Below are 2,865 nucleotides of genomic sequence, written 5' to 3' on the forward strand. Positions count from 1 at the left end.
AACGGACTGGCGACTCAGGCTGGTGAAATTCGCGTTTATTATTATGAACCTTCTACCGGTGAATATCGTGGATGGTCTGACGAATACATTAACGTTGGCGTGAGTATGCCAGGCCATTCGACGACCACAGACCCTGGTGAGGAAAGTCAGGCCTTTGTCGCTGTATTCAACGGTACTGGATGGGAGCAACAGCCAGATAATCGCGGCGTTACGGTGTATTCAACAGCTGACAGAGCAACAACTGTCGTTAACTACATCGGGGAGATTCGTTCAGGATTCACAACTGTTGCACCATCTACTCAGTATGATAAATGGGATGGCAGCAAATGGGTTGCAGATACCGATGCGCAGCGAAAAGCAGCGATAGCAGACGCTGAAAAACAACGCAGTAATTTGCTGGCCAGTACCGATAAAGTAATTCTTGACTGGCGAACAGAACTGATGCTGGGTGAAATAAGCGATGTCAACAGAGCTAAACTGTCGGCGTGGATGGCTTATAAAAACAAGGTTAAGGTGGTCGATGTGACAACCGATCCTGAGAATGTTAAGTGGCCCGCACCCCCGGAGGAGTAGGACATTCCCAACGGCACGCGTAACGGCGTGCCATATAAATTTATCAGCCGGCACGGAACCGTCGGCCGCAATTTCCGCAGCTTCTTTCCCTCCAACATCCTGCCTCATCCATTCACGAGCTGCATCTGGCGATAGTACCAGCGGTCGCCTGTCGTGAATATCTACCAGCCCTTTGTCGGCCGCAGCTGTCACTATAAGGAAACCTTCTGCTTCATCTCCACGTTCGAAAGGTGTGCTGCCGATCGCCGCCATGAATATCGGCTGACCATCGGCCCTATGAATGAAGTAGGGTTGTTTCTTGTCGCCTTCCTTTTTCCACTCGTACCAGCCATCAGCAAAGCAAATAGCGCGACCATGCTGCCAGAGTGGCTTAAACATTCTGCTGGTGGCCGCAGTTTCAGACCGTGCGTTAATGAGCGGCGGTTTATCCCACCAACCGGGGGCGTATCCCCAGATAACTGGATCAAGATGCAACTGCTCATCACGTTCGCTAAGAAGCAGAACTTTTGTTCCTGGCGCTACGTTGAATCTTCCGATGGGTTCTGGATCGTATGGAATGTCGCGTTCTGATTCATCAGCGAGAAAGGCGAGATAGTCTTCACGCGTCATTGACTGGGAAAATCTTCCACACATTTTCACCTCCAGGCTGTACTTTGAAGTATAGGTTTTAGCTCAGAAAGTGTTGGTATATTAACTATGGAAAAACGCGCAAATAGTTGAATTTTATGGAGTGGAAATATTGTGGATATACCAGCATGAAAAGTTAAGTCATTGAAAATATTACCAATGAAATCGGTCTCGAAAACCGGAGTAGGGGCAACTCTACCGGGGGTTCAAATCCCCCTCTCTCCGCCACTATTCAAACACTTGCACGCCTTGCTTTCAACGACAGCAGCTACAGATGTTTTTTTCTTTGAGTATCCTCACAAGTTTGTCAGTCTATTGCCTTCGCGACATAAAAATCCGCTTCAAATAAACAAAAAGCCCGCTTCATATGAAGCAGGCCTGATACGTCTTGTACAAAATTAGAACTGGTAGACTAAACCAACGGCAACAATATCGTCGGTTGCGATGCCATTGCTTTCATAGAAGCTGTCATCTTCATCCAGCAGGTTGATTTTGTAATCAACGTAGGTGGACATATTTTTATTGAAGTAATAAGTCACACCGACATCAACATATTTTACCAGGTCTTTGTCTGTGTAACGTGGGGTTCCATTACTGTTGTGATCCCAACCGCCTAAATCACTGCCTTTGGACTGCAGGTAAGATACGGACGGACGCAGACCGTAATCGAACTGGTACTGAGCCACAACTTCAAAGTTTTGCGTTTTGTTGGCGATACCGCCTTTATCAACATCGTCACCAGCAGCATTTTTATAAGTACCTTTGCCGTATGCAGTCATATTGCGGGTTTCTGCATACATCACAGCCAGATAGATATCATTGGCATCATATTTTGCACCAATGGTCCAGGCATCCGCTTTATCACCACCGGCATATTGATTGGTATAGTTGCTATCGCCACGACCTTTAACAACCTGACTGTTGGTACGATCAGAACTGGAGTATGCCGCACCAAGGCTTAAACCAAAGTCGAAGTCATAGGAGGTAGACATACCAAACCCGTCGCCATTTTCGCGAGCCAGTTTACGGTCACCACCGTTGCCAGTACCTTCGCCTGAACCTGGGTTTTCATTATTACCCTGGTACTGCAGAGCGAAGTTCAGACCGTCAACCAGACCAAAGAAGCCGTGGTTACGATAAGTGGCAACACCGTTGGTACGGCCTGTCATATAAACGTCGGTCTGGGTGTAGGTATCGCCACCGAATTCTGGCAGCATATCGGTCCACGCTTCTACATCGTATACCACGCCATAGTTACGACCGTAATCGAAGGTGCCATATTCGCCAAAGCCTAAACCAGCGAAGCCCAGACGAGTCCAGGAGTTTGCGCCTTCACCTTCGGTGCTGTTGGCCTGAACGTTATATTCCCACTGGCCGTAACCCGTCAGCATGTTATTGATCTGAGTTTCGCCTTTGAAGCCAACACGAACGTAAGTCTGGTCGCCATCATTGCTCGCGTCATCAGAGAAATAATGTAAGCCATCTACTTTACCGTACAGATCTAATTTATTGCCGTTCTTATTATAGATTTCAGCTGCATTTGCAGCGCCGGCCGCTAATAACGCGGGGACAATAATTGCCAGTACTTTTCTTTTCATTATGTATTTCCTTATGATAATAATTTATATGAATATGTAGTGCATCCAAAAAACTACATTTTGATAC

General features: G+C 47.0%; 2 protein-coding genes, 1 tRNA gene and 1 pseudogene. 2 read left to right on the forward strand and 2 right to left on the reverse strand.

Translation table 11 applies throughout. The annotated features are described in order from the left end of the window. Nucleotides 1-105: 105 nt before the first annotated feature. Nucleotides 106-573, forward strand: coding sequence for a tail fiber assembly protein (locus tag NNO08_RS22755; protein ID WP_271457601.1), 468 nt, complete (start codon nucleotides 106-108; stop codon nucleotides 571-573). Here the strand turns inward: NNO08_RS22755 and NNO08_RS22760 are convergent. Continuing rightward, nucleotides 574-1,206, reverse strand: a pseudogene (locus tag NNO08_RS22760) (SOS response-associated peptidase); the annotation flags it as partial. It lies immediately after the preceding gene. 94 nt (nucleotides 1,207-1,300) lie between these two features. Here NNO08_RS22760 and NNO08_RS22765 point away from each other — a divergent pair. Then, nucleotides 1,301-1,428: transfer RNA gene (locus NNO08_RS22765), tRNA-OTHER, on the forward strand. Nucleotides 1,429-1,598: 170 nt separating this feature from the next. Here NNO08_RS22765 and ompC read toward each other — a convergent pair. After that, nucleotides 1,599-2,798 carry a porin OmpC gene (gene ompC / locus NNO08_RS22770; protein ID WP_271457600.1) on the reverse strand — a complete coding sequence of 400 codons (1,200 nt, stop codon included), beginning with the start codon at nucleotides 2,796-2,798 and terminating at the stop codon, nucleotides 1,599-1,601. Nucleotides 2,799-2,865 lie beyond the last annotated feature (67 nt).

Source organism: Citrobacter sp. Igbk 17 (assembly GCF_028069775.1).
GTDB lineage: Bacteria > Pseudomonadota > Gammaproteobacteria > Enterobacterales > Enterobacteriaceae > Citrobacter.

Excerpts from the sequence above, each read along its gene's own strand:
- ompC (WP_271457600.1), bottom strand. The coding sequence starts at position 2,798 with ATGAAAAGAAAAGTACTGGCAATTATTGTCCCCGCGTTATTAGCGGCC.
- NNO08_RS22755 (WP_271457601.1), top strand. The coding sequence starts at position 106 with ATGCCAGGCCATTCGACGACCACAGACCCTGGTGAGGAAAGTCAGGCC.